We start from the raw sequence: 23,372 nt of genomic DNA, 5'->3' as shown, positions 1-23,372 counted from the left end.
GACCCGACGTCAGGGCCACAGTCCGCGCGTCGCCTTCGCTTCGCCGATGCGCGAGAGCGCCACCGCGTAGGCGGCGTCGCGCCACGTCAGATCGCGCTCGTCGACCTCCGCGCGGACCGCGTTCCACGCCTTCAGCATCTCCGTCTCCAGTTCGTCGTTGACGCGGTCGAGCGGCCACGCCCGACGGTTGATGTCCTGGAGCCACTCGAAGTACGAGACGGTGACGCCGCCCGCGTTCGCGAGGATGTCCGGAATCACGGGGACGCCTCGCTCTTCGAGAATCGTGTCGGCGGCGAACGTCGTCGGCCCGTTGGCTCCCTCGACGACCATTCCTGCCCGCACGTCGTCGACGTTGTCGACGGTGATTGCGTTGCTGACGGCTGCCGGAACGAGGACGTCGACGTCGAGTTCGAGCAACTCGGCGTTCGTGAGCGTCTTCGGGGCGTCGTAGCCGGAGACCATCCCTGGCCGCTCCTCGTGGCTCTCGACGTCGTTCGTGTCGAGACCGGCGGGATCGTAGATGGCGCCGTCGACGTCGCTGACGGCGACGATCTTCGCGCCCCACTCGTCGAGGAGGCGGGCGGCGTTCGCGCCGACGCTACCGAACCCCTGGACGGCGACGGTCGTCTCTTCGATCTCCCAGTCGTAGTAGTTGACGGCCTCGCGCGTCACGATGGCGACACTCCGACCAGGCGCCTCCTCGCGGCCGTACGACCCGCCGATGGACGGCGGCTTGCCGGTGACGACGCCCGGCGTCGTCTCGCCCTCCTGCATCGAGTAGGCGTCCATGAACCACGCCATTGTCTGCGAGTCCGTCCCCATGTCGGGCGCGGGAACGTCCTTCTTCGGGCCGATGGCGTTGCGTATCTCCTCGGCGAAGCGCCGGGTGAGTCGCTCGCGCTCCTTCGTCGAGAGCGTCTTCGGGTCGACGGCGATGCCACCCTTCCCGCCGCCGAACGGGAGGTCCATCACTGCGCACTTCCACGTCATCCACATCGACAGGCCGATGCACTCCTCGGCGTTCACCTCCGGGTGGTAGCGCAGGCCGCCCTTGTAGGGACCGCGAACGTCGTCGTGCTGGGCGCGGAACCCGGTGTACACCTCCAGCGACCCGTCGTCGCGGCGCAGCGGGACGGATACCCGCTGCACTCGGGTCGGGTGTTTCAATCGCTCGACGACGCCCGAGTCGATGTCGACGTGCGCTGCCGCGCGTTCGAGCTGTCGGCGGGCGTTCGATAGCGTCGACTCTGCATCGGCGGTGTCGCTCGCCTCGGACGCGGTTCCGTCCGAATTTTTTGCGGTCATAATCACGCGGTGAACAGCCGTCGCGGGAAGTCGGCGAGCGGTTCGGCGCCGGTCGACGTGACGCGGAACGTCTCGCTGAGTTCGACGCCGAAATCGTCGAACCAGAGTCCCGGAATGGTGTGGAACGTCATGTTCTCTTCGAGCACCGTCTCGTCGCCGGGACGAAGACTCGCGGTGTGCTCGCCCCAGTCCGGCGGGTAGCCCAGCCCCATCGAGTAGCCGATGCGGTCGGCCTTCTCGACGCCGTACTTCGCGATGGTGTCGCGCCACGCCTTCTCGACCGACTCGCAGGTGACGCCGGGTTCGACGGCGTCGAGCGCAGCCTCCATCCCCTCGACGACGATTTCGGCGGTCTCCTCGACCTCCGAGGGCGGGTCGCCGACGAACGTCGTCCGCGCGAGCGGCGAGTGGTAGCGGTGCCGACAGCCCGACAGTTCGATGAGCACCGGGTCGCCGTTCCTGAAGGGGCGGTCGGTCCACGTCAGGTGCGGCGTGCCCGTGTAGTCGCCCGACGGCATCAGCGGTACGATGGCCGGGTAGTCGCCGCCGTACTCGTCGGTTCCGTCGATGAGCGCCGAGTAGATGGCTTCGGCCGCCTCGTACTCGGGGACGCCCTCGCCGATGGCGTCGAGACCGGCCTGCATCGCGTTCTCGGAGATGCGGGCGGCCTGCTCCATGTACTCCAGTTCCTGTTCGGACTTCTTCACGCGCACCCAGTTCACGAGTAAGGTGATGTCCTCGAAGTCGGCTTCGGGGAGGTTCTGCTGCAGGCGCGTGTAGGACTTCGCGGTGAAGTAGTACGCGTCCATTTCGAGACCGATCCGGCCGTCGTCGACGCCGAGGTCTGACAGCACCCCCGCAAAGAAGTCCATCGGGTGGAGGTCCCGCGGCGACTGGACGTGGTCGTCGCTGTAGGGGCGGATGCTCTCCTCGGAGAGCCGCGTCGTCGCGCGCGCACCGGTCGCGTCCATCTGTCGACCGACCCAGATGGGTTCGTCCCGGTCGGGAGTGAGTATGACGGCCTGGTGGACGTAGAACGACCAGCCGTCGTAGCCGGTGAGGTAGTTCATGTTCGCCGGATCACTGACGACGAGGGCGTCTAACTCCTCCTCTCGCATCCGCGCTTTCGTCCGGGCGATTCGTCGGTCGTACTCCGCTATATCGAACACCGCTTGGTCCATGACAACGTCTCGCTTTGTCGGTTCGGGGAGCGACTGTATAACTTTTTTGTGTACGTGAGAAACGGATTTTGTGTACTTCTGCTGCCAGTCGTGGACGGATAGCGGACTCGGATTCGCGCGAGCGACTGCAACTAGGTGACGGACCCGACAGCGGCCAAAATCTGTCGAAAACGATGACACGGTCGATCTCGTCGGTTCGAGAAAAAGTATTAGCCGTACCGGGCGGTACGTCACGTATGAGCGTGACACTCCGGCGAGTCGGTGCCGACGATGTCGCGTACCTCGAGAGGCTGCTGGAGAGGAACGGTCTCCCGTGTCGGGACGTACAGTCGAAGGTGGACTGTTTTTACGTCGCGTACGTCGGGAGCGAGACGCTCGGCATCGGCGGTATCGAAGCGTACGACTCGGACGGTCTCCTCCGGTCGGTCGTCGTCGAACAGTCGATGCGGGGAGAGGGGTTCGGAAAGCAACTGTGCGGAGCACTTGAAACCGAAGCGCGGAGTGAGGGTGTCGAGACGCTCTATCTCCTCACCACGACCGCGCCGCGGTTCTTCGCGAATCTCGGCTACAGAGAGATACGACGGGCCGACGCACCGGCGACGATTCGCCGGACTACCGAGTTCGACGACCTGTGCCCGACGACGGCCACGTGCATGAGGAAGCAGCTGTGAGGATTTCCTCGCGAACGAGTCGCAGCGGCGAGCGGTATCGTCTCTGATACTGACGATTCGTGGGTGCCGCTGTTCGCCGGTGTACCCGTTCACGTTCGACTGCTTGGGTTGGAGTACGAATGTATTCGGCCTTCACCCAGTACGCTATGTTTTTCCTATATCAGTTTTCAATTTACGACTAGTATACAGACACTATATTAATGTGAGTCCGAGTGTTCGAGTTCGACCTCGGTGAGGGCCGCGACGACGACCTGCGAACGGACTACAGTTCGTCCGCCCAGGGCCAGTCCTTCGGCTCACCCCACGGCCACGAGTCCGTCGCCTTCATCCCTACGTCGAAGCCCTCGTCCAGACACGCTCGCTTTATCTTTTCGTCGTCCACGTGGTCGACTTCGACGTCGCTTCGGGCGAGTCGCGCGACGCCCGCGGCGCAGAGAATCGACATGTCCCGCAGGTCGCGCACGTCGAGTTTGTCGAGCGTGTCGCCGTGCGTATGGCCCCACCCGCGGCCGCTACCGTCCGAGGAGGACCGACCTTGGACGCCCGCGACGCCGCGCTGAACGAACGGCCAGTGGTCGCTGTTCGGTCGAATCCCGTCTTCGGTGTGGACGGGAATCTCGTACTCCTCGCTGACGGCGTCGAACGCGTCGGCCACCGCCTCGAAACCGTGACTGTGGATTTCGAGATTCCGCGAGTAGCCCGCGCCGTCAACGTTGACGATGCACTTCACGTCGTCCAAGTCGTGGGTGTGGCTCCAGTAGTACGAGCCGTACAGGCCGGTCTCCTCGGCGCCGAAGACGACGAGGCGGACCTTCGTCTCCAGTTCGTCTGCGACCTGCGCCAGCATCTTGCCGACTTCGACGACCATGGCGGTTCCGAACCCGTTGTCGTTGGCGGCCGTTCCCACGTCGTGGCCGTCGACGTGCGCTGTGAACAACACCGCTTCGTCGGTTTCGGGACCGACCGTCGCTTCGACGTTGTGGGAGGTGCTGCGGCCGACCTCTGCCGCGACGGACAGATCGGCCTCAACGGTGCCGTCGTCGCAGTACCGCTGGAGTCGCGCGCCCGTCTCTTTGCTCGCGCCGATGGCCGGAATCGGGCCCGGTCCGTTCACACTCCCGATGTTTCCGGTCGGCGGCAGCGCCCCCTCGATGTGGTTGTAGAAGACGAACGCCGCAGCCCCGGATTCGGCGGCGTAGTGGTACTTCTCCGACCGGTGGACCCACCGGCCGTAGTCGTCGGGGGTGAGGCTGGACGCCATCGCGATGTCGCCCGTGAGGTCGACGCCCTCGAAGTCCTCGGGGAGACCGTACCCCATGTCCACGAGTTTGCCCGTTACCTCGCCCGACGGCGTCCCCGGCAACTCGACGAGTTCGTGCGAGCGAGCGAACGTCGTCTCTCGGTCTCCGTGCGCGACGGTGAGGCTCGCGTCGCCGCGCCACCACGCCGGGATGGGAAACGGGTCCAACGAGACGTCGTCGAGTCCGACCGCCTCGAACGCTTCGGCCACGAGGTCCGCCCCCACCCGTTCGCCCTCGTGTCCCGGCATCCGGTCGTTCAGATCCTCTAACTCGGCCAAGAGGTCCCACCCGACCGTACTCCGGTAGGCGCTACCCACGACTGCATCTGGCAGTTCGGTCATCGAAGTGGGGTGTGATATCTTTTCACAATAGTCTTCTGGTTTCTCTCCGACATCGGCGTTGATTCCGGACAAAATTCGACAAATATGTCAGCTATGGCTCAACGGGTTCGGTTTTAATCATGTAGATTCTTGTTTATCCTGCTCATACGACAGAACAGGTGGAAAGATATTTATGTTACCGTTAAAGATACTCACAAACATGCCAGAGGATACCAATCACGTAAATCGGCGGAGATTTCTAAAAGCAGCGACGGCGGGCGGAGTCGCGGGTATGACGGCCTTAGCCGGTTGTGCCGGAGGAAACGAGAACGACGGCGGAAACAAAAGCGGAAACGGGAACGGGAGCGGCGACAACGAAGGTGCTAGCGCGGGTTCGGGCCTTTCCACGTACACCTACGTCAACAACGCGCAGAGCTACAACCCCCCGAGACACGACGCGATAAACCTCATCGCGGACCAGTTCAGCGACCTCGGACTGGATATGGAGGTCGACGTTCTCGAATGGGGTACCTTGTTCAGCCGCGTGTCCGAGGAGTACAACTACAGCTTCGCGACGTGGCACACGTTCTTCGTTTCGGAACCGGTGACGGAACTGAACAACCTGTTCAACTCCGGGAACACCGGTCCGGGTCAGGGTAACTACTCCGGCTACGAGAACCCCGACCTCGACGAGATGATGCAGAGCTACCTGGCCGAACCGGACCCCGACACCCGAATCAACCAGGCGCACGAGATCCAAAAGACGCTGATGGACGACGTGCCGACGATGCCCATCACGCACATGCCACAGGCGGCCATCTACAACAAAAATCAGGTCGGCAACTGGCAGGCGGACCTCGCCAACGGCTTCAACTCCTACTGGACGATGATCAACCTGGAGATGAAGGGCGGCGAGAACACCCTGAAGGGCTATTGGCCCGAGACGCTCTCGACGATGAACGTGCTCGGCCACAACGACGAGAGCAAGCACGTCTACCAGTTCAACATGATGTACGACTTCTTGGTCCAGCTCAACAACAACGCAGAGCCCGACCCCGAGGTCAGCCTCGCGACGGACTGGAACCGGGTCGACGAGACCACGATGGAGTACACCATCCGCACCGACCACTCGTGGCACGACGGCGAAGACCTCACCGCCGAGGACGTCGCGTTCACGTACAACTACATCAGCGAGAACGAGGTGCCGCTGTACTCGACGCAGTCGCAGTACATCGACAACGCCGAGGTCGTCGACGAGCAGACGGTTCGCATCAACATGTCGCAGCCGCTCGGTCCGTTCAACCTCGCGGTCGCGAACCTCCTGCCCATCATCCCCGAACACAAGTGGGCCGACCGCGACAATCCGAGCCAGGCGAACATCCAAGAGCCGGTCGGCAGCGGCCCGATGATGTTCGACTACTGGGAGAAAGGAAGCGAGTTCGGCATGACGAAGTTCGACGACCACTTCGCGCCCGTCTCCTTCGAAAAGCGGTTCTGGCGCGTCATCCCCGAGGCGTCGACGGTGTGGGAGAACCTCATCAACGGCGACCTCAACTACGAGCCGTTCGGTCGCATCGACCGCAGCCTCGACCAGAACCAAGACAACGAGAACATCGGGACGACGTTCCAGACCGCGCCGACGTTCTGGATGTTCACGCCGAACGAGCGCGAACAAGGTCTCGACGACAAACAGCTGCGGAAGGCGCTGGTCGAAACCATCCCGCGGACGCCCATCGTCGACCAGATTCTGTTCGGCTTCCCGGAGACCGGGTTCAACATCGTCTCGTCGGCGTTCGGCCCGCTCCACACAGAGGACGTGACGAAGTACGAGGAGAGTAAGGAGGCCGCGCGGAGCCGACTCGAAGAAGCCGGCTACACGTGGGACGACAACGATATGCTCCAAGCGCCGAGCGGTAACTAACCGGAAAACAGTCGACTTCGGTGCGGGATTTCACGAAAACCAACGGTAACACGGTAAGCATACAATAATATTATGGGAAAAGCGAGTTTCGTCATCAGACGTACATTACAACTTGTCGTGACGCTCTGGGCGGTCGGAACAGTGCTGTTCGGTCTGTTTCGGCTCATGCCCGGCGATCCGACGTCGTACGTAGTCTCTTCGCAGATGACACAAGAGGCACGTCAACAGATCATCGCGAGCTACGGGCTTGACCAGCCGCTACACATTCAGTACATCAAATTCCTAGAAAATCTGGTGATGTTGAATTTCGGTCAGTCGTTTCACTCTAACCAGCCAGTCACGGACGTCATCGCGACCTACCTGCCGAACACGCTCATACTCATGCTGACGGCGTTCATCTCGGCCTACGCCATCGGAATCACGATCGGCGTGCTATCGGGGTGGTACCGCGGTTCGCGATTCGAGAAGAACGCGGTCATCGTCGCGCTGACCGCCCGGAGCGTCCCCACCTTCTACGTCGGGCTGATCGTCCTGTGGATCTTCGGCGCAAACCTGGGCGTCATCCCGATGAGCGGGATGACCAGCCTCGGCACTCAGAGCACGAGCTTTTGGCAGATGGTGTTCTCGCTGGACTTCCTGCACCACCTCCTCGCGCCGGCGCTGGTGTTGGGCTTCTACTTCATGGGCTACCCGCTTCTCATCATGCGCTCCAGCATGCTCGAAGTGCTCTCGGAGGACTTCATCGACGTCTGCCGCGCGAAGGGGCTGAAAGAGCGGACGATCATGTTCAGACACGCCGCGCGGAACGCGCTCTTGCCCATCGTCACGGCGGCAGCCATCGCCCTCGGCTACGCCGTCGGCGGGAGCGTGCTCATCGAGACGGTGTTCGCATGGCCCGGTCTCGGTCGGGAGATGGTTCGGGCGGTGCTCCGGCGGGACTTCCCCGTCGCGCAGGGGACGTTCATGGTCCTCGCTACGACCATCATCTTCCTGAACTTCGTCGCCGACCTGGCGTACGGCTACCTCGACCCCCGGGTGACCTACGACTAGAACAATGGCACAAGAAGAACACACCAGTCGGTCGATATTCGCCGACCTCGACGACAGCAGTTCGTCCGACGAGGAGATCAACAAGTGGCAACGGACGGCCCGCCTCTGGCGCGAGACGCTTCGCGACCACTGGGGGAAGCTGACCGACGAACTGTCGGTCAAGCTCTCACTCGTCACCGTGGCGGCGTTCGTGCTCATCGCCATCTTCGCGCCGGTCATAGCGACTCATCAGCCGCTGAAGCGCCAGTACCAGGGCGACGCGGAGATAATCATCGACAAGTGGGCCGAGCCGTCGATTCTCGGCGCCGACACCCCCTACATCCTCGGGACGACCGCAGAGGGGTTCGACATCTTCAGCCAGCTCGTGTACGGCACGCGGGCGGCGCTGATGGTCGGCCTCATCGCGGCGGTGTTCACCGCCGGTATCGGAACGCTCGTCGGTCTCGTCGCGGGCTACTACGGCGGGAAGGTCGACGACGCGCTGATGCGGTTAGTCGACTTCCTGTACGGGATGCCGCTGCTGCCGACGGTCATCGTGCTCGTCGCGGTGATGGGGCCGAACCTCTGGAACATCATCTTCGCGCTGATAATCCTCCAGTGGCGCTCGACCGCCCGCGTCATCCGATCGCAGGCGCTCTCGCTCCGCGAGCGACCGTTCGTAAAAGCCGCGGAGGTCGCCGGCGCGGGCGACTGGCACATCATCAGCAGACATCTCGCGCCCAACGTCCTGCCGCTGACGTTCCTCTACGGTTCGTTCGGCATCGCGTGGGCCATCCTGGCCGAGGCGGGCGTCTCGTTCATCGGTCTCGGCGACCCGAACACCGTCTCGTGGGGCACGATGCTCCAAGCGTCGCGGGCGTACTCGGCGCTCCAGTTCGGCGCGTGGTGGTGGTTCGTGCCGCCGGGAATCTGCATCGGACTGCTCGTGATCAGCGGCTTCCTCATCGGCCGCGGCTACGAAGAGATAACTAACCCCAAGCTACAATGAGTTTACTCGAAGTCAACGACCTCGAAGTCTACTACGAAACCGAAGACGGACCGGCGCAGGCGGTCGACGGCGTCTCGTTCGAGCTCGAAGAGGGCGAGAACCTCGGCATCGTCGGCGAATCCGGCTGCGGCAAGACAACGCTCGCGAAGGCGATAATCGGCATCCTCCCGGACGCCGGCTACGTCAACAGCGGCAGCATCAATTTCAAAGGCGACGACCTCACCGAACTGTCCGGTCCTGAACGTCGCCGCCTCAAGTGGGAGGAGATCTCGATGATCGCCCAGTCGGCGATGAACTCGCTGGACCCGGTGTACACCATCCGCGAACAGATCGTCGAGGCCGTCGAGACCCACCGACCGGGGACAGGTCGCGTCGAGTCCGACGAGATGGTGACCGAGATGTTCGAACTCGTGGGGCTGGACCCCGAGCGCGCCGACGACTACCCGCACCAGTTCTCGGGTGGGATGCGCCAGCGGGCGATGATCGCGATGGCGCTGGTGCTCGAACCGTCGCTGATGCTGGCCGACGAGCCGACGACGGCGCTCGACGTCATCATGCAAGACCAGATTCTCAAGCGCATCAGCTCCATCCAGGAGGAGATCAACTCCTCGATGCTGGTCATCACCCACGACGTGAGCGTCGTCGCCGAGACGTGCGACCGCGTTCTCGTGATGTACGCCGGAAAGGTCGCCGAGGAGGGGCCTGTCGACGAGATATTCAACCAGCCGTACCACCCCTACACCATCGGTCTGAAGCGGGCGTTTCCCAACATCCGGATGGAGAACCAGGACCTGCTTTCGATCGCGGGCTACCCGCCGGAACTCGTGGACCCGCCGCAGGGCTGTCGGTTCGCCGAGCGGTGCCCGATGGCGACCGACCGGTGCCGCAGGGAGGAACCCGAAGCGCACTACAAGAACGGCCTACGGTCGTACTGCCACTACGCCGACGAGATAGACGCGGAACTGCGGCCGTACGCCGACGACGCGAGGACCTGGGAACAGACCGCCGCGGCCCAGAACGTGGGAGGTGACTGAGATGCGAGACGATGTGCTGCTCGAAGTTGACGACCTCAAGAAATACTTCAAAGTCAACCAAGGGTGGATATCGAGTCTGATGCAGTCGGTCTCCGGCGGTGAACCCGAGTACGTTCACGCGGTCGACGGCGTCAGCTTCAACCTCCACGAGGGCGAGACGCTGGGGTTGGCGGGCGAATCCGGCTGCGGCAAGACCACGACAGGGATGTCGCTTGTGAAGCTCCACGAGCCGACCGACGGCGACATCGTCTACAACGGTAAGCAGCTCTCGGAGGCCAGCGACGACGAACTCAAGGAGTTCAGGCAGAACGCACAGATGATCTTCCAGGACCCCTTCGAGAGCCTCAACCCCCGAATGACGGTGTACGACATCGTCGCCGAGCCGCTGCGCATCCACGACATCCGCAACGAGACCGCGCGGGTCCACCGTGCGCTGGAGTTCGCGGAGCTCCTGCCGCCCGAACAGTACTTCGACCAGTACCCCCACGAACTGTCGGGCGGGCAGCGCCAGCGGATCGCCATCGCGCGCGCACTCGTGCTCGATCCGGACTTTATCGTCGCCGACGAACCGGTGTCGATGCTCGACGTGAGCCTCCGGGCCGGGGTGCTGTCGCTGCTCGACCGGATGACCGAGGAGTTCGGGCTGTCGGTCGTCTACATCAGTCACGACCTCTCGCTGCTCAGACACATGTGCGACCGCCTCGCCATCATGTACATGGGCAAAATCGTCGAGAAAGGGCCGACGGACCAGGTGATCGAGAACCCCCAACATCCCTACACGCAGGCGCTCATCAACGCGGTGCCCGTCCCTGACCCGGACGTGGGCCGCGAGCGCGTCGAGCTACAGGGCGAAGTGGGCGACGTCATCGACATCCCGACCGGCTGTCGGTTCAAAGCCCGCTGTCCGAAGTACATCGGCGACGTCTGCGACGAGGTCGTCCCGCCGCTCGAACAGAAGACAGACGTCGATGTAGAGCAGGACATCGCCTGTCACCTCTACGAGAGCGCCGAGGGGTACGACCCCTACGAGGAGCTGGAAGGCGGCCGTCAAGACGACGACGTCGCCGCGAGCGACGACACCGAGTCGGCACCAGCGGACGACTAACTCCGTTCTTTCGCATCCTTCGGAAGTATTTACCCGGACCCAGCCAGTCGCCTCCTCGAGGGCGATTAGTCATGACTCTTCCGTAGCAGTGGCTCGTCGTCCGGGACCGCCATATCGAGGAGCGGGTCGTTCTCGTAGACTGCGACGCCCTCGTACCGGCTGAGGACGTAGCCCGGGTGCTCGACTCGCACCTCGGTCTCCGTCTCTCCGGTGGGAGTGACGATATCCGCAACCACCTGTCCCGGCTCGACCCACTCACCCTCCCGCACTCTGTATCGAACGACTCCAGCGGTGTCCGTGTGCGGGTGGACGAGCCGTTTAAGGTTGTCCTCGGCGGGCAACTCGAACGCCATCCGCGCCGCCGCCGGTTCCGACACCATCCCGGACGCGTAGAGCACGTTCTGCAGTCCGACGACGGCCGCCTCGCAGACGTCTTTCTCCACCACGAACCGACCACCGAGCTCCGGCGTGAACGCCGGAATCCCGTCTCCGATAGCCGCGCCAGTCAGCGTGTGGTCGAGCGACCGCTGCGTGGTTTCGTCGTGTCCGAACTGGTTGACAGCGGGGAGCCCGAACGCATCGACGAGTTCGACGAGGCGGTCGCGTAGCTCTCTCGCCGCCGTTTCTTCTCGGCGTTCTCCGTAGCTCACGCGCGGTCGAATCGTGTACGGGTACGTCGCGATCCAGGACGTGTGAAGCGAGATGACCGCGTCGGCGCTCGCTTTGATCTCCTCGTAGACACGGTCGCAGATCAGCTGCTGGACGCTCGGCGGCGTCTCGCCGTCTCCGCCCTCAATACCGAAGTACCGGTTCGGGTCCTCGCCGCCGTAGTACGAGGTTCGAGCGTTCGTCCGGAGTCCGGACGGGTTCATCACCGGGATGCAGACGACGGCTCCCGCGAGCGGTTCATCTCGGATACGGTCCACGAACTCGTGAATCGCCTCCATTCCGGTTGGCTCGTCGCCGTGGATCGTCCCGGTCACCCAAATCGTCGGTCCCGGTTTCTCCCCATCGACGACGACGACCGGCACCTGCTCCGATTGACCCGTCGGCAACTCGGTGACCGAGAGGTAGCCGGTGGCAACGTCGCCGGGCGCCGATTCTGCGGTCCCGAGCTTCATCGGTCTACTCGGCGGCGGTCGGTGGTTGTACGTCGCTTCGAAACGCGCTGGGTTTGTCGGTGCGTGACGGGGACAGCGCCCCACCGTGCTACGTGGTCTCTATGAACCATCGATGGTCGAAAACACCGTGGGGGTGTGTGGTAAATCCATCGGCAGCGTCGTCGACGGCGACGTTTCCGCTGCTTTCCGTCTACTATCGATTTACTCCGTGCTGCGAAGCGTCGCCCGGAGGCGAACGCCGGGTGCGGTCACCGCGTACGGAATCTGTGATTTGTGCTTCTCGTCGACGCCCGTGACGGTGTCGCGAACACCCCCGACGGCCATCACCCCGCGAAGCGTCACGGGGTTGTACGAAAGCGACACGCCCTCAACGCGACCGACGCGTTCATCGTCTCGAAGCCGGTAGCCCTCCGCGACGGGGAACTCGGCGCAGCCCCTGTCGGATCGCTCGTCTATCTTCCGCTCTATGTCCCTCGCGTAGAGCGCGCTGGCGGGCATGACGCCCGGCCGCTGGACGCGCTCGAACTCGTTGCGAAGCCACGGCTCGTCGAATCGCTCGACGAGCACATCGGCCCCCTCGCGGAGGGCCGCGCGGGTGGTGTCGCCGGGTTCGACCTCCAGGTGGCGGGCGTGAATCCGCGGTGCCTGTCCGAACCCGAGACTGTGGACAGCGTTTCCGGCGGGGAATGCGTCCGCCTCGGCTCCTGTCGCGGTGTTGTGGAGGTGTCGCGTCACGGTTCCGTCGTCGACCAGTTGCACCGGCGTTGTCGGCCGGAGTTCGGCGTCGTAGCCGCGGGCCGCCCAGGATCCAGCGCGAACAGTGTCGGCTATCGAGAGCGACTCCGAGCCGAGTTCGTCGCCGACGCTGTACGGACTCAGCCCCATTTCGCAGGTGTCGGCTTCGAGGTAGCGCGAGACGAACGCGAACAACTGTCCCGCCGCCTGCGGACTCAGAACGACCGTCGTCTCGCCGGTCGGCGCGTCGGTCACGTCCGCCCGCGACAACGCCCGCGCGTCGGCGGCCGCGTCCTCGAACACGTCAGGGAGTTCGTCGAGGAACGCAGCCCCCCGCGTTGACCCGGCGTGGCGTCTAACCGTCGGGCCGTCGCGAACCGAGAGGCTGAACGTCACGCTCGCGCGGTCCAGCGTCGTGCGGACGGTGCTCCCGGTTGTCGTCGCCGTCGACTCCTCGACGTGCGCGTCGGCGTAGTTGACCCACTGCCGGTCAAGGTCGAGGTCGAGGTCGTCCGCCGCTGCGAGTCCCGCTTCGACGGTCGACCGCTTCGTCTCCAGCGACACGTCGTCGATTCGGCCGGTCGCCCACCCGCCGTGGACAGCTCTGTGAGCGGTGAACTGATCGAATCGGGCGGGGTCGGTCTGCGCGAGGAACTTGCCGCCGCGAACCGCTCTGTCAGCCATGTCCGCCAGCGCCTCCTCGTCCAAACTCGTCGTGTACCGGTAGTCGGCGGCGCCATCGGCGAAGACCCGACACCAAACGCCCGTCTCGTCGAACGCGAGTTCGTCTCGCGGACCGTCGTTGGTCACGACGAGATCCGTCTTCGCCTGCGAGACGGCCCCCACCTCGGCGTACGCGACGTCGTCGTCGTCCTCGAAGCGGTCGAGCAACCACTCCATCGCCGCTATCGGTTCGTCGCTCTCGTTCATGCGAGGAGATACCTAACCACTGGGTATGAAACTCCCGGACGGCGGCTGGGGCCGATGCGGTTCGGCGCTCGGATGCGTCGGCGTCCGACTCGGTTATCGGCGGTTTTCTCGCCGCTGCGCCTCCGCTTCCGCCTCGTACGACTCGGCGACAGCGACGTCCTGCAGCTTCTGTCGGTACTCCCAGACACCAGCTATCAGGACGAGGAGTCCGACCACCGCCCCGCGTAACGGGGCCCCCGCGAGGGCGAGGTAGGCGAACGCGCCGACGGCGAAGAGGACAGAGAGGCCGAGACCGACCGTCGACCACCCGTTCAGCCGCAGTCGGGAGTTTGGCATGTCTTTGCGTCTCGGGAGCGCCCGTATCAACCTTCGGGAAATCGGGTGCGAACGCCGGCGGACCGAGCGTCTCGGTCGACAGGAGAGCGTCAGAGCCCTGTTAGCGCTCGTGAATCGTGACGACGATAACCTCTTTCGGCCGCGACGTCACCGTCGGAACAACTTCGATACTCCGGTCAGAGACCAACTCGAAGTGATACTGCTGGTAGAGCATCGCTAGTATCAGACGTGCTTCCAGCATCGCGAACCGGTCACCGATGCATCTCCGGGGCCCTGCGGCGAAGGGGAAATACGCCAGTCGGGGGAGCGAGCGTTCGAACTCGCCTGTCCAGCGCTCTGGTTCGAACGCGAGCGGGTCGTCGTACCACCGCGAATCGCGGTGGACGACCCACTGGTTCATCATGATCTGCGACCCTGTGGGGACGCGATACCCGCCGATGACGTCCGGTTGGACGGACTCGCGGACGATGCGGGGGACTGGCGGATAGAGCCGCATCGACTCCTTGACGATCCGTTCGGTGTACGTTAAGTTCGGAACGTCGGCCATCGTCGGGCGGTCGCCGTCGAGAACGCGGTCGAGTTCGTCGACCAGTTTCGCCTCGACTTTCGGATGCTGGGCGAGTACGAACACCGTGTACGTCAGCGAAACGGCCGTCGTCTCGTGACCGGCGGTCAACAGCGTAATCGCCTCGTCGCGAATCTGGTTCTCGCCGAGCGGGTTTCCCTGCTCGTCGCGCGCTTCGAGCAGCATCGAGATGACATCATGTTCGCCCGGGCTGCGCTTCTTCTGCCGAACGATGCCGTCGACGACCCGGTCTAACGTCTCGCGCGCCTTCGCCATCCGGCGGCGGGAGGGAAGCGGAACGTCTGCGGGGAGCAAGACGTTCGGGAGACTGGACGTCGCAGGGAGGAACGCGTTGATGGCCGACTCGATCTCGTCGACGTACTCGTCGATGTCGACGCCGAACAGCGCCTTCGTGACGATTCGGAGCGTCAACTCCATCATCTCGTCGTGTATCGAAAACGTCTCGCCGTCGTCCCACGCTTCGAGCATTGTCGCCGTGAGGTCGGTCATCATCCCCGCGTAGACCTGAATTCGGTCGGGATGAAACGAGGGTTGCACCAGTCGACGGTTGCGTCTCCACTCCTCGCCTTCGCTGTTCAAGATACCGTTGCCCAGAAGTGGTCCGAGAACTTTCTGAAATCCCTCGCCTTTCTCGTAGCGTTGGTTGTTCTGGACGAGCACGTGCTCGATATCGTCCGGGTGATTGAGTTGGTAGACGTGGCCGCGAGGCTCTTCCCAGTGGACGATGTCGCCGTATTCGCGCGCCATTCGCTCGCTGAAATCCAATCCGCCGCGGATGGAAGCCACCGCCGACCCCACGACCGGAAGCCCGTCGGGTCCGGGGGGCAACTCGTCCGCTGGAGTTCTCGTCTCACCACTCATCGAGACGATGTTCGCGCGCAACTGTCTTCCCTCTTTATCCGACTGTCCGAAATCAGCCGATGTGGTCGAGGCGGAGGACCGCCGAGGATCTCGCTGATAGCGACGAGCGGTAGTATATTATTGATGTCCTCCCGCAGAATACCGTTGTATCCCGTTTCGAGGATCTGTTCCTTCGGTTGCGAGCGAACTACGCCTCGATCGACGTCCGTTGGTTCTCCCACGACCGTCGGTTACGGATCGCCTCCCTTCCTTCTTCCGTGATCGTGTAGTAGTTCGTCCGGCGGTCTAACGGTCCTTTTTCGACGTATCCCTTGTTCACGAGGGTGTCGAGGTTAGGGTACAGCTGTCCGTGGTTGATCTCGCCGTCGATGTACTGTTCGAGTTCGTCTTTGACGTTCTGTCCAGACGGTTGGTCGAACCCCGAAATCACGTACAGCAGGTCACGTTGGAATCCACTCAAATCGTTCATATGTCGTACGCCAACGAGTTTGTATATAGGATTTCGCAGTATCGTACGTTCTAATAATTAATTTAGTCTGTCATATCGGGCCCCGAGAGCTAATACGGAGACCGCCCTACTGCAATGAAATGCCGTTACAACCCGAGCGGATCTCGACGGTGACGTTCGACTCGTATAGCACGCTCGTGGACGTTGACGCGGCGGAGCAGGCGTTGGCCGAACGAGTAGACGACCCCGAACCCGTGTCGAAACTCTGGCGGGCGCGGTCGCTCGAGTACACGTTCGTCGCCAACCAGATCGACGCCTACCAGCCGTTCTACGAGATGAACCGGGACGCCTTGCAGTACGCGCTCGACGTCTACGATGTCGACATCGGGACCGACGAACGCGACGAAATTCTCGCAGTCTACCACGAACTGGACGTGTTCGACGACGTCAGAGCGGGCATCGAACGCCTGCGCGAGGGCGGCTACGACTGCTACGTCGTCTCGAACGGCAACCCCGAAATGCTCGACTCGATGGTCGACCACGCGAACATCGGCGACCTCGTCGCGGACACGATAAGCGCCGACGAGGTGCGGACGTTCAAACCCGCCGCCGAACTCTACCGTCACGCCGCGGCGCGGACCGGAACGCCCATTGACGAGATCGTCCACGTGACCGCCGGCTGGTTCGACGTCATGGGCGCTCGACACGCGGGGATGCAGGGTGTCTGGGTCGACCGGAAAGGCTCGCCGTGGGAGACGTTCGGCGGAGATCCTGACCTCACCATCGAGACGTTCTTCGAGTTGGCGGAGGCGCTGGGCGTCTAACTCCCTCCACTTTCGATTGCGAAGATCCCTCCGAGTCGCTCGGCGTGCTACTGGGTCGGCTTGACTGCTTCAATCGTCGCAGAGACGACGTACTCGCTAACGTCGCGTTCGTCGTCCCACTCGCTGATGAACCGCTCGCTCTCTTCCTTCGGCTGGATTCGGATCCGTTCGAATCCCGCGTTCGAGAGCATCTCCTCTATCTCCGTGATCGGCGACGCACCGGCAACGCAGGACGCGACCGACTCCGGGTCAGCGTGGACATCGTTCGGCAATTCAGCGGTCAGGACGACGTCGGAAATCGCGAGCCGCCCACCGGGACGAAGGACGCGATACGCTTCGTGGAACACCTGCTGTTTGTCCGGAGAGAGGTTCACTACACAGTTCGAGATGATGACGTCGACCTTCCCGTCGGCGAGAGGGAGGTGTTCGATCTCGCCGAGCCGAAACGCCACGTTCGTTGCATCGTTTTTCTCGACGTTGTCTCTGGCCTTCTCGACCATCTCGGGCGTCATGTCGACGCCGATCACGGATCCGGTTTCCCCGACTTCCTGTGCCGCGAGGAAGCAGTCGAAGCCGGCACCGGAGCCGAGGTCGAGAACGGTCTCGCCGGGTTGGAGGGACGCGATCGCGTTCGGATTCCCGCAGCCGAGCCCCAAGTTTGCTCCCTCGGCGACGGTTGCCTCCTCGTCCTCGGAGTATCCGAGTTGTCGGTTCAGCTCGCTGCGGTCGTCGTCGGAACTCGTGTCACAACCGTCGCAACAACTCGATTCTTCGCTCGCGATACGCGCGTACCGCTGTCGCACTGCGCGACGCTGTTCGTCGGGAGCTAACTCGTTCGGGCCCGACTCGGACGACGGGTTCTGTTCACTCATCGGACTCACCTCTGGTCTCGTCAAGCGTGTTCAGCAGCGCTTCCGCTCGCGGAGTCGGCGCGTAGTACCGCCAGCGGCCCTCCTTGCGTCGTGAGACGAGTCCGGCAGCGTACAGACGCGAGAGCGCCTGGCTGATGGCGCTCTGGCTGACACCGAGCGCGGGTTCGAGTTCACAGACGCACACGTCGCCGTCCGTATCGGCGATGAGCCTGAGAGCTTCGTACCGCGTGTCGTTTCCGAGTGCCGAGAGGAGTTGCACGTCCGATGCGAGTTCCGACTCGGTCAGTACGTGCGCTGCAGTACAGCACTGTCTCTCAGCTCGGGTCGTTTCGTTCTCCTCGGATGTGGTCGGTTGCTGGCTCATTTTAGTATATGCTAATATTAGCATCCACTAATATAGTTGTTTCGCAGCGTCCGGAACGGCCGGACTACCGTCGAGACAGCTTTCAGATGATGCCGTCGTCTCTCTTCAGATTCTCGGCTTCAAAGGCAGGAACTCTGCCCTTCGCCGCGTGACATCTGTTACATCGAGCGCTGACAGACGTTGATGGAACGGTTCGCCCGCTACTCCCACACAAAAGCTCTCCTCTGGTTGCCAAACGGTTATCTGCTCTTTCGAACCATTGAAGAACATGTCTAACTCGAACTTCGACGATTTTGATCACGACGCACACATGCGAAAAACATTCGAGCTCGCCCGCGAGGCCACCGATCGTGGAGATCGACCATTCGGAACTGTGCTCGTTCGCGACGACGAAATCGTCGCAGCCGACTCGAACCGTGTGGTCACCGAGAACGACATCCGTCGCCATCCCGAACTTCACCTTGCGTACCGTGCGTGTCGAGACCACGACCCCGAAGAACGTGCCGAGATGGTGATGTACACCAGTACAGAGCCATGTCCGATGTGCGCCGGTGGGATGACTACGGCCGGGTTCGGTCGAGTCGTTTACAGCGTCGGTAGCGATGAAGTTGCGGAATTCGCCGGCAGTAAGCCATCGGTTCGGTCCTCAGATATTCTCGACGGAATCAGCGAGGTTGTCGGACCCGTGTTGAACGATGAAGGCCGGCAAGTTCATCGAGAATTCGACTGGTGACATCGACAACTGGAAACAGATTGGTGACGTCCACGGTGAGCCCTTCGGAGTGATTCAAGCAGTGACGAGTATGGTCGAGGTCAGCGCACTCATCGACTCTTCCCTCCTCGTCGAGGTCGAGGCTGACGCGGTCGTCACTGACGAAAGTAGTGAGTAGAAGAGGGTGTCACTGCGGAGTGTCACGTTGACGGTGTAAGAAGGGCTATTCTCGTCCGACGCGAACTAGCAGTGGACTTCTACTGAATGCTACACACAGCGCGCACGATTGCTATTGTTGGGCCAGATGGAAGCGGCAAAACCACACAGGCAAAGCTCCTCGTCGAGCACCTACAAGCAGCCGGTTACGACGCTCAATACGTTCACGCACTGTACTACCTCTCTAACAATTTTCCCTATGCAGACGAACTGCGCAGACGAATCGGCCCGCGGAAAACGCGTACGCAACTCACAAAAACCGGTCGCCCGGTGTATCTCCTTCGGCAGGCGCTGTTCGGTCTGGTTGGCTTTTGGTTCGCGTTGCTCACGATCGGAGTTGTCTCCCTCCGATTTCGTGACGAGAGTCAGATCGTCGTATTTGACCGGTACTACCAGCAGTTCTTCTACGACGTGTACGGGCCACTAGCCGTCTTCCTTTCACGACTCCTTCCCCAACCGTGGCGGATGATCTATTTGAATGCCGATTTGACCACCATCCAAACTCGGATGGATGCCACGGACCGAGCAGCGGATACGCAGTACTATGCGACCGTCATCGGCCTCTACGACGAATGTTCGACGGATGAATGGCTCTCCTTCCGTGCAGAACTCCCGGTAGAAACCGTTCACGGACGAATCTTCGAAGCAATACACTGCGATCTCTACCGGGAGAGAGTACTCAAGTGACATCCTCCCCGTCGTAAACGACGGGGCTTCCCGTACCGCAAACGAACGTACGGTCGAGTAGTCGGAAAATGTTTATACTATCACTGGGGTAGTCTCACCTGAACGAATTCATCCGTCCGAACACTGGAGAGGATACTGTATCGATCTCACTCTACAGTGGTAGAATGTCCTCAACGAGTGAAGCCGGCACAGACTCTACGCTCCGTTCGTCCGGGTCGAACTCTCTGAAGACGAATCGCCATCGGGTGGTGCTAATTGGAGCGAGTTATCCTCTCAGATGGCACCTACCAACGGCCTCTGACCGTACATATCATGAACACAACTGAAGATACGAACTCCCTTGACGCAGTGCAGGCCAAATTAGAGGCAGAAATTCCAGATGATCTAACGATTTCGCGAGTCACCTTCGAAGGCCCTGAACTCGTTATCTATACCGAAACCCCCCGAAAATTTGCGGAACGAGATGAGCTAATACGGAAGATGGCCAGTAAAGTTCGCAAGCGGATCACGGTTCGGCCAGCACCAGGCACACAGACAGAACCGACCGATGCAAAACCTCAGATCCTCGATCTCATACCCGAAGAAGCAGGAATTACGAATCTCCAGTTTTATCCTGCGACTGGTGAAGTTTTAATCGAGGCCGAGAAGCCTGGCCTCGTTATCGGCCGTAGAGCAAGTACCCTCAGAGAGATTACGCAAGAGGTCGGGTGGCCACCCGAGGTCCTCCGGACGCCGCCGATGGAGTCATCGACGGTCGACAACGTTCGGAACTTCCTGATGCAGGAACGCGATGAGCGACGGGAATTTCTCGAGCGTGTCGGCAACGAGATTTATCGCGAGCCGATGCACGATACCGAGTGGGTTCGTGTGACGACGCTCGGCTGCTGTCGTGAGGTCGGCCGAGCGAGTTTTATTCTCAGTACACCCGAAACTCGGATTCTCGTCGACTGCGGCGATAAGCCAGGAGCGGAAGGCGAAGTTCCCTACTTACAGATTCCAGAGGCAAATCCGATCTCTGACCTCGACGCAGTGGTCCTGACCCACGCTCATCTCGATCACAGCGCGCTGCTCCCCCTTCTGTTCAAATACGGGTATGACGGGCCTGTCTATACGACACAGGCGACTCGTGATCTGATGGGGCTTCTCCAGCTTGATTATCTCGACGTGGCAGCGAAGGAGGGCCGCACGCCACCCTACGATAGTGCGATGGTTCGCGAAGAGCTCAAACATACCATCACAGTCGACTACGGAAACGTCACGGATATCGCGCCGGACATCAAACTGACATTCCACAACGCGGGACACATTCTCGGAAGCGCAGTCTCACACTTCCATGTCGGCAACGGGTTCCACAACGTCGTCTTCTCAGGTGACATCCACTATAGTGACACCCGTCTGTTTAACGGCGCCTCGAATGACTTCCCCCGCGTCGAGACGCTCATCATGGAATCGACCTACGGACGGCGCAACGATTATCAGACCGACCAAGAGGACAGCGAGCGCAAACTCACCGAGCTAATTACTGACACATACGAGCAGGATGGGAAGGTCGTGATTCCAGCATTTGCTGTCGGACGCTCTCAAGAACTGATGCTCGTTCTCGAAGAGGCGATGCGTGAAGGGAAGCTCCCAACGATGCCAATCTATCTCGATGGGATGATCCGGGAGGCAACGGCAATTCACACAGCGTATCCGGAGTTCCTCCGCGACGGTCTCCGTCAGCGTATCCTCCATGAAGACGAGAACCCGTTCCTCGCCGAGCAGTTCCAGCAAGTTGACGGTGGTCTGGAGATGCGCGAGGAAATCGCTGGCGGTGAGCCCTGTATTATCCTCTCGACATCTGGGATGGTGACTGGCGGCCCAATCATGTCGTGGCTCGAACTCCTCGGAGGAGATCCGAAGAACACACTCATCTTCGTCGGTTATCAGGCACAGGGGACACTTGGTCGACGAATCCAGAGTGGACGACGAGAGATTCCGTTTAGTGATCGCGGGAGTCGCAGCGAGCAACTGACGCTTCGCTTCGACGTGGAATCGGTCAGTGGATTCTCCGGCCACGCGGACCGAAACGGGCTCGAGAGCTTCATACGCACGATGAATCCGCGCCCAGAGGAGATCCTCTGCGTCCACGGAGACGAGTCGTCGACGGATCAGCTCTCGTCTGGTCTCTACCAGAAATTCAATATCCGGACCCACGCACCGCACAATCTGGAAACATTTCGCTTTGATTGAGCGTGTCGCGTTCCCTTCTTGACTGTTCACGGCGGGGAGGATGTCATATTTATAACTCGCTCGAGATATACTCGTGGATAATGGCCGTGTCACACAGACGGGGAAATGCTGCCTACGTCATTGGGGTTGTATCTGGAGCCCACTTCCTCTCACATCTCTTTCTCTTGGCGTTTCCACCGTTGTTCCCGCTGCTTGCCCGTGACTTTGGGCTTTCGACAACTCGACTCGGGCTCTTGATTACGGCAATCTACGTTCCCACGCTGCTTTTTCAGCTCCCCATTGGCGATGTGATTGACCGAATCGGCGCACGGCATGTTCTCGTAACCGGCATCACGGTGACCGCACTCGGAATCACCCTCGCAGGTTTCGCTCCAAACTATCCCTTGCTGCTCGCCTGTGCGTTTCTCTCCGGAGTAGGACAATCTGTGTTTCATCCCGCTGACTACGCACTCCTCGACACCGTCACCGACTCATCTACCGAAGGAACCGCTTTCAGCATCCATACGTTCGGTGGGTACGCAGGCTTTGCCGTCGCACCACTCGTCATCGGGAGCCTTGCACTCACGATCAGCTGGGAGATTGCTCTCATCGCGGTTGGATTAGTCGGTTTTGGGTACGCGGGAGTAGTCCACTTGACAGTCGAGGCTGTGCACACCCAAGCGATTCAAACGCGGAAGAGTGACGATATTGAGTCATCTTCGAATGCCGACGAATCAGTACGAGAGACAATCGGCGAATTAGTAACGTTCGCTCGACGGTTCAAGATGCTGCTCGTTTTCAGTTTTTATTTGTTGAGTATGATGGCGGTTGTGGGGCTGCAGTCGTTCACGACGGTGCTTGCGGTCGATGCCTACGGCTTCGATGAGTCAACGGCAAACACCCTGTTGACGGTGCATCTCACGGCGACTGCCGTCGGAGTTCTCGCCGGCGGTCCCTTGGCTGACCGCCTGCCGTTCCGTCACGTTCTCACTACGATGTTCCTCTCCGCAGCGCTCGGCGTCTGGATACTCGTTGCCACCGGAGTCCCGAGTCTCCTCGTCACAGGGGTACTGTTATCAGTAATTGGGCTGCTAATCGGGCTCTCGCTTCCCTCTCGAGACAAATTCGCTACTGTCGTCGCCGACCCCGGTACGGCAGGGAAGAGTTTCGGATTCTTCTTCACGGGTCTCTCGATGGGCGCTGTCATTAGTCCGGTACTCCTTGGGACAGTCATCGATCGCTTCTCACCGCCAGTCGCGTTCCTACTCGTCGGTGGATTTCTCGTCGCGGGCGTCGTGGTCGTGATTGTCGCTCGCGTCACGGGCGTCGGGCACCCGGTGAAGCAATCAACGCAAGCCAACGATTGAGACGAATTGAATTCTGTTTCTAGGCTTTCGGACTGTTACTCACGGCGAGTGTCGTTATTACGCAATACGGGCAGTGAAGAACCCTCCTTGAGTCAGGTAGTTGAGGGCTCTGTTTATCAGAAAGTGGGGCTACGAGAGCGAATCGAAGTTCACGACTGCCGAGGAAAATAAAGCTCTGTTCGTTCAGTTTGTCTACGGCCTGTCGGTCAGAGATGGAGAAGGCTTA

22 protein-coding genes are annotated in these 23,372 nt (G+C 61.4%); 12 read left to right on the top strand and 10 right to left on the bottom strand.

The genetic code is table 11. The features are described from left to right. Positions 1–9: 9 nt before the first annotated feature. Both gdhB and LAQ58_RS17915 read right to left on the bottom strand, forming a co-directional pair. On the bottom strand, positions 10–1,305 hold the full coding sequence (gdhB, locus tag LAQ58_RS17920; RefSeq protein WP_224450234.1) for a glutamate dehydrogenase GdhB: 1,296 nt from the start codon (positions 1,303–1,305) through the stop codon (positions 10–12). A gap of 2 nt (positions 1,306–1,307) precedes the next feature. Continuing rightward, the gene (locus tag LAQ58_RS17915; RefSeq protein ID WP_224450233.1) at positions 1,308–2,486 is read right to left on the bottom strand and encodes a M24 family metallopeptidase; all 1,179 of its coding nucleotides are present in this window, start codon (positions 2,484–2,486) and stop codon (positions 1,308–1,310) included. Positions 2,487–2,722: 236 nt separating this feature from the next. Here LAQ58_RS17915 and arsN2 point away from each other — a divergent pair, with 236 nt between their 5' ends. Continuing rightward, positions 2,723–3,157: an arsenic resistance N-acetyltransferase ArsN2 gene (arsN2, locus tag LAQ58_RS17910; protein ID WP_224450232.1), complete on the top strand. Its 435-nt coding sequence runs from the start codon at positions 2,723–2,725 to the stop codon at positions 3,155–3,157. A gap of 262 nt (positions 3,158–3,419) precedes the next feature. Here arsN2 and LAQ58_RS17905 read toward each other — a convergent pair whose 3' ends face one another. Then, the gene (locus tag LAQ58_RS17905) at positions 3,420–4,799 is read right to left on the bottom strand and encodes a M28 family peptidase (RefSeq protein WP_224450231.1); all 1,380 of its coding nucleotides are present in this window, start codon (positions 4,797–4,799) and stop codon (positions 3,420–3,422) included. 271 nt (positions 4,800–5,070) lie between these two features. Here LAQ58_RS17905 and LAQ58_RS17900 point away from each other — a divergent pair, with 271 nt between their 5' ends. The 5 genes from LAQ58_RS17900 to LAQ58_RS17880 all read left to right on the top strand — a co-directional run bounded on the left by LAQ58_RS17900 (position 5,071) and on the right by LAQ58_RS17880 (position 10,876). Continuing rightward, positions 5,071–6,699 carry an ABC transporter substrate-binding protein gene (locus LAQ58_RS17900; protein ID WP_224450230.1) on the top strand — a complete coding sequence of 543 codons (1,629 nt, stop codon included), beginning with the start codon at positions 5,071–5,073 and terminating at the stop codon, positions 6,697–6,699. Between the two features lie 72 nt (positions 6,700–6,771). Next, on the top strand, positions 6,772–7,749 hold the full coding sequence (locus tag LAQ58_RS17895) for an ABC transporter permease (RefSeq protein WP_224450229.1): 978 nt from the start codon (positions 6,772–6,774) through the stop codon (positions 7,747–7,749). A 4-nt stretch (positions 7,750–7,753) separates the two neighbouring features. Continuing rightward, a complete protein-coding gene (locus LAQ58_RS17890; RefSeq protein ID WP_224450228.1) occupies positions 7,754–8,737 on the top strand; it encodes an ABC transporter permease in 984 nt (327 codons plus the stop codon). Beyond that, complete coding sequence (locus LAQ58_RS17885; protein ID WP_224450227.1) at positions 8,734–9,771, top strand: ABC transporter ATP-binding protein; 1,038 nt, start codon at positions 8,734–8,736, stop codon at positions 9,769–9,771. Before LAQ58_RS17890 ends, LAQ58_RS17885 begins: the two co-directional genes overlap by 4 nt. A 1-nt stretch (position 9,772) precedes the next feature. Then, the gene (locus tag LAQ58_RS17880; protein WP_224450613.1) at positions 9,773–10,876 is read left to right on the top strand and encodes an ABC transporter ATP-binding protein; all 1,104 of its coding nucleotides are present in this window, start codon (positions 9,773–9,775) and stop codon (positions 10,874–10,876) included. 65 nt (positions 10,877–10,941) lie between these two features. On the opposite strand, the gene LAQ58_RS17875 is transcribed toward LAQ58_RS17880, so the two are convergent. The 5 genes from LAQ58_RS17875 to LAQ58_RS17855 all read right to left on the bottom strand — a co-directional run bounded on the left by LAQ58_RS17875 (position 10,942) and on the right by LAQ58_RS17855 (position 15,914). After that, the gene (locus LAQ58_RS17875; protein WP_224450612.1) at positions 10,942–11,997 is read right to left on the bottom strand and encodes a succinylglutamate desuccinylase/aspartoacylase family protein; all 1,056 of its coding nucleotides are present in this window, start codon (positions 11,995–11,997) and stop codon (positions 10,942–10,944) included. A 201-nt stretch (positions 11,998–12,198) separates the two neighbouring features. Next, complete coding sequence (locus tag LAQ58_RS17870; RefSeq protein WP_224450611.1) at positions 12,199–13,662, bottom strand: metallopeptidase TldD-related protein; 1,464 nt, start codon at positions 13,660–13,662, stop codon at positions 12,199–12,201. 93 nt (positions 13,663–13,755) lie between these two features. After that, entirely contained in the window at positions 13,756–13,998 is a 243-nt protein-coding gene (locus LAQ58_RS17865) for a hypothetical protein (RefSeq protein ID WP_224450610.1), read from the bottom strand. 100 nt (positions 13,999–14,098) lie between these two features. Then, positions 14,099–15,445, bottom strand: coding sequence for a cytochrome P450 (locus LAQ58_RS17860; RefSeq protein WP_224450609.1), 1,347 nt, complete (start codon positions 15,443–15,445; stop codon positions 14,099–14,101). A 187-nt stretch (positions 15,446–15,632) separates the two neighbouring features. Next, positions 15,633–15,914 carry a PadR family transcriptional regulator gene (locus tag LAQ58_RS17855; protein WP_224450608.1) on the bottom strand — a complete coding sequence of 94 codons (282 nt, stop codon included), beginning with the start codon at positions 15,912–15,914 and terminating at the stop codon, positions 15,633–15,635. A gap of 119 nt (positions 15,915–16,033) precedes the next feature. Between LAQ58_RS17855 and LAQ58_RS17850 the strand changes: the two genes are divergently transcribed. Beyond that, positions 16,034–16,717 carry a haloacid dehalogenase type II gene (locus LAQ58_RS17850; protein WP_224450607.1) on the top strand — a complete coding sequence of 228 codons (684 nt, stop codon included), beginning with the start codon at positions 16,034–16,036 and terminating at the stop codon, positions 16,715–16,717. 47 nt (positions 16,718–16,764) lie between these two features. Here the strand turns inward: LAQ58_RS17850 and LAQ58_RS17845 are convergent, their stop codons facing one another. Both LAQ58_RS17845 and LAQ58_RS17840 read right to left on the bottom strand, forming a co-directional pair. Continuing rightward, complete coding sequence (locus LAQ58_RS17845) at positions 16,765–17,589, bottom strand: arsenite methyltransferase (RefSeq protein WP_224450606.1); 825 nt, start codon at positions 17,587–17,589, stop codon at positions 16,765–16,767. Further along, positions 17,582–17,953: an ArsR/SmtB family transcription factor gene (locus LAQ58_RS17840; RefSeq protein ID WP_224450605.1), complete on the bottom strand. Its 372-nt coding sequence runs from the start codon at positions 17,951–17,953 to the stop codon at positions 17,582–17,584. Before LAQ58_RS17840 ends, LAQ58_RS17845 begins: the two co-directional genes overlap by 8 nt. Before the next feature lie 268 nt (positions 17,954–18,221). Between LAQ58_RS17840 and LAQ58_RS17835 the strand changes: the two genes are divergently transcribed. The 5 genes from LAQ58_RS17835 to LAQ58_RS17815 all read left to right on the top strand — a co-directional run bounded on the left by LAQ58_RS17835 (position 18,222) and on the right by LAQ58_RS17815 (position 23,146). After that, on the top strand, positions 18,222–18,686 hold the full coding sequence (locus tag LAQ58_RS17835) for a nucleoside deaminase (RefSeq protein WP_224450620.1): 465 nt from the start codon (positions 18,222–18,224) through the stop codon (positions 18,684–18,686). Further along, complete coding sequence (locus LAQ58_RS17830; protein WP_224450604.1) at positions 18,649–18,843, top strand: RidA family protein; 195 nt, start codon at positions 18,649–18,651, stop codon at positions 18,841–18,843. Before LAQ58_RS17835 ends, LAQ58_RS17830 begins: the two co-directional genes overlap by 38 nt. Positions 18,844–18,929: 86 nt before the next feature. Next, positions 18,930–19,568, top strand: coding sequence for a nucleoside/nucleotide kinase family protein (locus LAQ58_RS17825; protein WP_224450603.1), 639 nt, complete (start codon positions 18,930–18,932; stop codon positions 19,566–19,568). Positions 19,569–19,880: 312 nt separating this feature from the next. Beyond that, positions 19,881–21,800, top strand: coding sequence for a beta-CASP ribonuclease aCPSF1 (locus LAQ58_RS17820; protein ID WP_224450602.1), 1,920 nt, complete (start codon positions 19,881–19,883; stop codon positions 21,798–21,800). A gap of 80 nt (positions 21,801–21,880) precedes the next feature. Then, on the top strand, positions 21,881–23,146 hold the full coding sequence (locus LAQ58_RS17815; RefSeq protein ID WP_224450601.1) for an MFS transporter: 1,266 nt from the start codon (positions 21,881–21,883) through the stop codon (positions 23,144–23,146). Positions 23,147–23,372: the final 226 nt, after the last annotated feature.

Origin of the sequence: Haloprofundus salilacus, assembly GCF_020150815.1 — an archaeon.
In the GTDB taxonomy this organism is placed as follows: domain Archaea; phylum Halobacteriota; class Halobacteria; order Halobacteriales; family Haloferacaceae; genus Haloprofundus; species Haloprofundus salilacus.
The sequence above is the reverse complement of the archived record's forward strand: the minus strand, read 5'-3'. Positions and strand labels throughout refer to the sequence as shown.